This window comes from Pseudoxanthomonas sp. LjRoot204_2 (assembly GCF_056175765.1).
Genome location: NZ_JBGFFG010000251.1, coordinates 1 through 4993, shown reverse-complemented (window position 1 = coordinate 4993; position 4993 = coordinate 1). Strand labels below are relative to the sequence as shown.

Genomic DNA, 4993 nt, shown 5'->3' with positions numbered 1-4993 from the left:
TCCTCGTCCCGACCGAAGAGGTCGTGGAGATGCGCTCCGGCCAGAAGCGCCGTTCCGAGCGCAAGTTCTTCCCCGGTTATGTGCTGGTCCAGATCGAGACCCATGACGACGGCGGCATCCCGCGCATGGACAATGAAAGCTGGCACCTGGTGAAGGACACCTCCAAGGTGCTCGGCTTCATCGGTGGCACCGCCGATCGTCCGCTGCCCATCCGCGACGAAGAGGCGGCCGCCATCCTGGATCGCGTGCAGGAAGGTGTCGAGAAGCCCAAGCCCAAGGTGCTGTTCGAGCCGGGCGAGATGGTCCGTGTCACCGACGGTCCGTTCAACGACTTCAACGGCGTGGTCGAGGAAGTCAATTACGAGAAGAGCCGCCTGCGCGTGGCGGTGTTGATCTTCGGCCGTTCCACCCCGGTGGAGCTGGAATTCGGACAGGTCGAGAAGGCCTGATCCGGCGGCCGGGCCCGCTCGAGCGGGTCCGCCAAAACCCTGTTATACTGCGCGGCTCCCTGAACGGCTGGCCGGGCAGGAGCCATGGCCGCCTTCGGGTGGCCATTGGCGCGTTCGAGATACGCGATGCCGGGACGCGTGATTTTCCCGGTCCGATGGGGAGCCTTCAGAGGCGCTAGCACCCGGAGAGTACTCACATGGCAAAGAAAGTTGTCGGTTACATCAAGCTGCAGGTGAAGGCCGGTCAGGCCAACCCCTCGCCGCCGGTCGGTCCTGCGCTGGGTCAGCGCGGCCTGAACATCATGGAATTCTGCAAGGCGTTCAACGCCGCCACGCAGAAGCTGGAGCCGGGTCTCCCGATTCCGGTGGTCATCACGGCCTATTCCGACCGCACCTTCACCTTCATCACCAAGACGCCCCCGGCGTCGATCCTGCTGAAGAAGGCCGTCGGCATCACGTCCGGCTCCAAGCGCCCCAACACCGAGAAGGTGGGCAAGGTCACCCGCAAGCAGCTCGAGGACATCGCCAAGGCGAAGGAACCCGACCTGACCGCGGCCGACCTGGACGCAGCGGTGCGCACGATCGCGGGTTCCGCCCGCTCCATGGGCCTGACGGTAGAGGGTTAAGAGATGGCACAGAACAAGCGACAGAAGGCCATCCTGGCCGCCGTGACCCCCGGCAAGGCATACGCCATTGACGAGGCCCTGAAGATCGTCAAGACCGCGGTCAAGTCCAAGTTCGTCGAGTCCGTCGACGTCGCCGTGCGCCTGGGCGTGGATGCCAAGAAGTCGGACCAGCAGGTCCGTGGCTCCACCGTGCTGCCCGCCGGCACCGGCAAGTCGGTCCGCGTGGCGGTGTTCGCCCCGGCCGGCGCCAAGGCTGACGAAGCTGCCGCCGCTGGCGCCGAGGCCGTCGGTATGGACGACCTGGCCGAGAAGATGCTGGCCGGCGACATCAACTACGACGTGGTCATCGCCACGCCGGACGCGATGCGCGTGGTCGGCAAGCTGGGTACGGTCCTGGGCCCGCGCGGCCTGATGCCGAACCCCAAGGTCGGCACCGTGTCGCCGAACCCGGCCGAGGCGGTCAAGAACRCCAAGTCGGGCCAGGTGCGCTACCGCACCGACAAGGCCGGCATCATCCACTGCACCATCGGCAAGGCGAGCTTCGAGGATGAAGCGCTGAAGTCGAACCTGCAGGCGCTGCTGATCGACCTGGTCAAGGCCAAGCCGGCCACCTCCAAGGGCCAGTACCTGCAGAAGATCTCGGTCAGCTCGACCATGGGCCCCGGCGTGACGGTGGACCAGTCTTCGCTGTCCCTGAAGTAATCGCATCACCCMTGTCCCGCGACGCGGGGCAGGGCGCCACAGCATTTTGAGGGCAGTCGCCCAGGCCGGTTTCCGGTGCAAGCGACAGCCGTCAAAGACCGCAGGTGCGGTCAGCGCGTGACGACGACGGGCAGGGAGGCTCGTGTTGGCAGGGAATCGCCGTCGTGACTAGCGGGATCGCTTAATCCACACCCGCAAGGGAGTGCGCCTGCGCAGATGGTGCCGCCTTCTGGAAGTTTTCTGGTGCCGGCCGCAAGGCCGGCCCGTCAGACAGGCCACCGACGGGACCGCAAGTCCCCGGCATCCAGGATGGACGCCGTCCAGGACCGCGAACGGCAGGAGCCGCGAGCGGAGTCAATAAGTGAGGAGTGTATGGCTCTCAATCTGTCCCAGAAGCAAGAAGTAGTCGCCGAACTGGCAGACGTCGCCGCCAAGGCGCACTCCCTGGTCGCTGCCGAATACGCAGGCACCACGGTCACCCAGATGACCGCGATGCGCAAGAAGGCCCGCGAGACCGGTGTGTACTTGAAGGTAGTCAAGAACACGCTGGCCGTGCGCGCCATCGCCGGTACCGAGTTCGAGGTTGTCCAGGACAAGCTCGTCGGTCCGCTGCTGTATGCGTTTTCGACCGAGGAGCCCGGCGCTGCCGGTCGCCTGATCAAGGAGTTCGCCAAGGGCAACGACAAGCTTCAGCCGAAGGTCGTCTCCGTGGGTGGCCAGCTGTATCCGGCCAGCCATGTGGAAGTCCTGGCGTCGCTGCCGACCCGCGACCAGGCGCTGGCCATGTTGGCCCGCGTGCTGGCCGAACCTGCGTCCATGTTCGCCCGCGCCGTCAAGGCCGTGGCCGACCAGCAGGGTGGTGGTGAAGCGCCGGCGGAAGCCGCCGCTGAAGCCCCGGCCGAAGCCTGAGTTCGACGTCTTACGGTTCTACGAACCCTAATCCCAGATAATTTCCAAAGGTAAACACAATGTCCCTTTCCAACGAACAGATCGTCGACGCCATTGCCGGCAAGACCCTGATGGAAGTGATGGAGCTGGTCAAGGCCATCGAAGAGAAGTTCGGCGTCTCCGCCGCCGCCCCGGTCGCCGCTGCTGCGGGCCCGGCCGCCGCTGCCGCCCCGGTCGAAGAGCAGACCGAGTTCACCATCGTCCTGAAGGACGCCGGTGCCAAGAAGGTCGACGTCATCAAGGCCGTGCGCGCCATCACCGGCCTGGGCCTGAAGGAAGCCAAGGACCTCACCGAAGCCGGTGGCGTCCTGAAGGAAGGCATCTCGAAGGACGACGCCGACAAGTTCAAGAAGGAACTCGAAGCCGCTGGTGCGAGCGTCGAAGTCAAGTAAGTCGTATCCGTCGCCCTTTCACCCAGGCGACAACCCGAGGCCGGGGGCGAAAGCCCCTGGCCTTCGGTCGTTTCAAGACGTAGCGATGTAGAAGCGAGTTTGTAGTTGGAAGTAGCGGCAGAAGGCGTGCTGGTGCCGGCAATACCAGCGACTTCCAACTGGAAATTCCCCCGTTCGAAAGAATGTCCCCCGTGTGGTCGCGGACGCGCGCCCCACGCTGCCAGAGGCACAGTCACATGACGACATATTCGTTCACCGAGAAAAAGCGCATCCGCAAGGATTTCGGCAAGCAGCGGTCGATCCTCGAGGTCCCGTTCCTGCTGGCCATCCAGGTCGATTCCTACCGCGAGTTCCTGCAGGAACACACCGATCCCGCGAAGCGCGAGGACCGCGGCCTGCATGCTGCGCTGAAGTCGGTCTTCCCGATCGCCAGCTACAGCGGCAACGCCGCGCTGGAATACGTCGGCTACAAGCTCGGCGAACCTGTGTTCGACGAGCGCGAGTGCCGCAACCGTGGCCTGAGCTACGGCGCCCCGCTGCGCGTGACCGTGCGCCTGGTGATCTACGACCGCGAGTCGTCGACCAAGGCCATCAAGTACGTGAAGGAGCAGGAGGTCTATCTGGGCGAAATTCCGCTCATGACCGACAACGGTACCTTCATCGTCAACGGCACCGAGCGCGTCATCGTCTCGCAGCTGCACCGCTCGCCGGGCGTGTTCTTCGACCACGACCGTGGCAAGACGCACAGCTCGGGCAAGCTGCTGTACAGCGCCCGCATCATTCCTTACCGCGGCTCCTGGCTGGACTTCGAGTTCGACCCGAAGGACGCGCTGTTCACGCGCATCGACCGTCGCCGCAAGCTTCCGGTCTCGATTCTGCTGCGCGCACTGGGCTACTCCAACGAGGAGATGCTCAACGAGTTCTTCGACGTCAACACCTTCCACATCCTGCCGGAAGGCGTGCAGCTGGAGCTGGTCGCCGAGCGCCTGCGCGGCGAGACGCTGAACTTCGACCTGGCCGACGGTGACAAGGTCATCGTGGAAGCCGGCAAGCGCATCACCGCGCGCCACGTGAAGCAGCTGGAGCAGTCGGGCATCGCCGCCCTGGCCGTGCCGGACGAGTACCTGGTGGGCCGCATCCTGTCGCACGACGTGATCGACGCCAACACCGCCGAGCTGCTGGCCGCCGCCAACGACGAGATCACCGACGACCAGCTGGCCAAGTTCCGCAAGGCCGGCGTGGACGCGGTGGGCACGCTGTGGGTCAACGACCTGGATCGTGGTCCGTACCTGTCCAACACGCTGCGCATCGATCCCACCAAGACGCAGCTCGAAGCGCTGGTCGAGATCTACCGCATGATGCGTCCCGGCGAGCCGCCGACCAAGGATGCCGCGCAGAACCTGTTCCACAACCTGTTCTTCACCTTCGAGCGCTACGACCTGTCGAACGTCGGCCGCATGAAGTTCAACCGTCGCGTGGGCCGCAAGGAAACCACCGGCGAAGCCGTGCTGTACGACAAGAAGTATTTCGGCGCGCGCAATGACGAAGAAGCCAAGCGCCTGGTCGCCAGCCTGGGCGAGACCTCGGACATCCTGGACGTCATCAAGGTCCTGACCGAGATCCGCAACGGCCGCGGCACCGTGGACGACATCGACCACCTGGGCAACCGTCGCGTGCGTTCGGTCGGCGAAATGGCCGAGAACGTCTTCCGCGTTGGCCTGGTCCGCGTCGAGCGCGCCGTCAAGGAGCGCCTGTCGATGGCCGAGTCCGAGGGCCTGACCCCGCAGGAACTGATCAACGCCAAGCCGGTGGCCGCGGCGATCAAGGAGTTCTTCGGCTCCTCGCAGTTGTCGCAGTTCATGGACCAGAACAACCC

Annotated in this window: 5 protein-coding genes and 1 pseudogene; all 6 read left to right on the top strand. The window is 64.9% G+C overall.

The window, feature by feature from the left end; all coding sequences use genetic code 11:
* The coding region (nusG, locus tag AC04L7_RS12195; RefSeq protein WP_475513093.1) for a transcription termination/antitermination protein NusG at positions 1-449 on the top strand (449 nt) is incomplete at its 5' end.
* A 197-nt stretch (positions 450-646) separates the two neighbouring features.
* Positions 647-1075 (top strand): 50S ribosomal protein L11, encoded by a 429-nt coding sequence (gene rplK, locus AC04L7_RS12190; RefSeq protein ID WP_055945202.1) that lies wholly within the window; start codon positions 647-649, stop codon positions 1073-1075.
* Positions 1076-1078: 3 nt separating this feature from the next.
* Positions 1079-1777 (top strand): 50S ribosomal protein L1, encoded by a 699-nt coding sequence (gene rplA / locus AC04L7_RS12185; protein WP_475513092.1) that lies wholly within the window; start codon positions 1079-1081, stop codon positions 1775-1777.
* Between the two features lie 372 nt (positions 1778-2149).
* Positions 2150-2686 (top strand): 50S ribosomal protein L10, encoded by a 537-nt coding sequence (gene rplJ / locus AC04L7_RS12180; protein ID WP_296282927.1) that lies wholly within the window; start codon positions 2150-2152, stop codon positions 2684-2686.
* Between the two features lie 59 nt (positions 2687-2745).
* Positions 2746-3117: a 50S ribosomal protein L7/L12 gene (rplL, locus tag AC04L7_RS12175; RefSeq protein WP_296282926.1), complete on the top strand. Its 372-nt coding sequence runs from the start codon at positions 2746-2748 to the stop codon at positions 3115-3117.
* 236 nt (positions 3118-3353) lie between these two features.
* Positions 3354-4993, top strand: a pseudogene (gene rpoB, locus AC04L7_RS12170) (DNA-directed RNA polymerase subunit beta); the annotation flags it as partial.

Coding starts and splice junctions, on each gene's coding strand:
- rplL (WP_296282926.1), top strand. CDS start 2,746: ATGTCCCTTTCCAACGAACAGATCGTCGACGCCATTGCCGGCAAGACC.
- rplJ (WP_296282927.1), top strand. CDS start 2,150: ATGGCTCTCAATCTGTCCCAGAAGCAAGAAGTAGTCGCCGAACTGGCA.
- rplK (WP_055945202.1), top strand. CDS start 647: ATGGCAAAGAAAGTTGTCGGTTACATCAAGCTGCAGGTGAAGGCCGGT.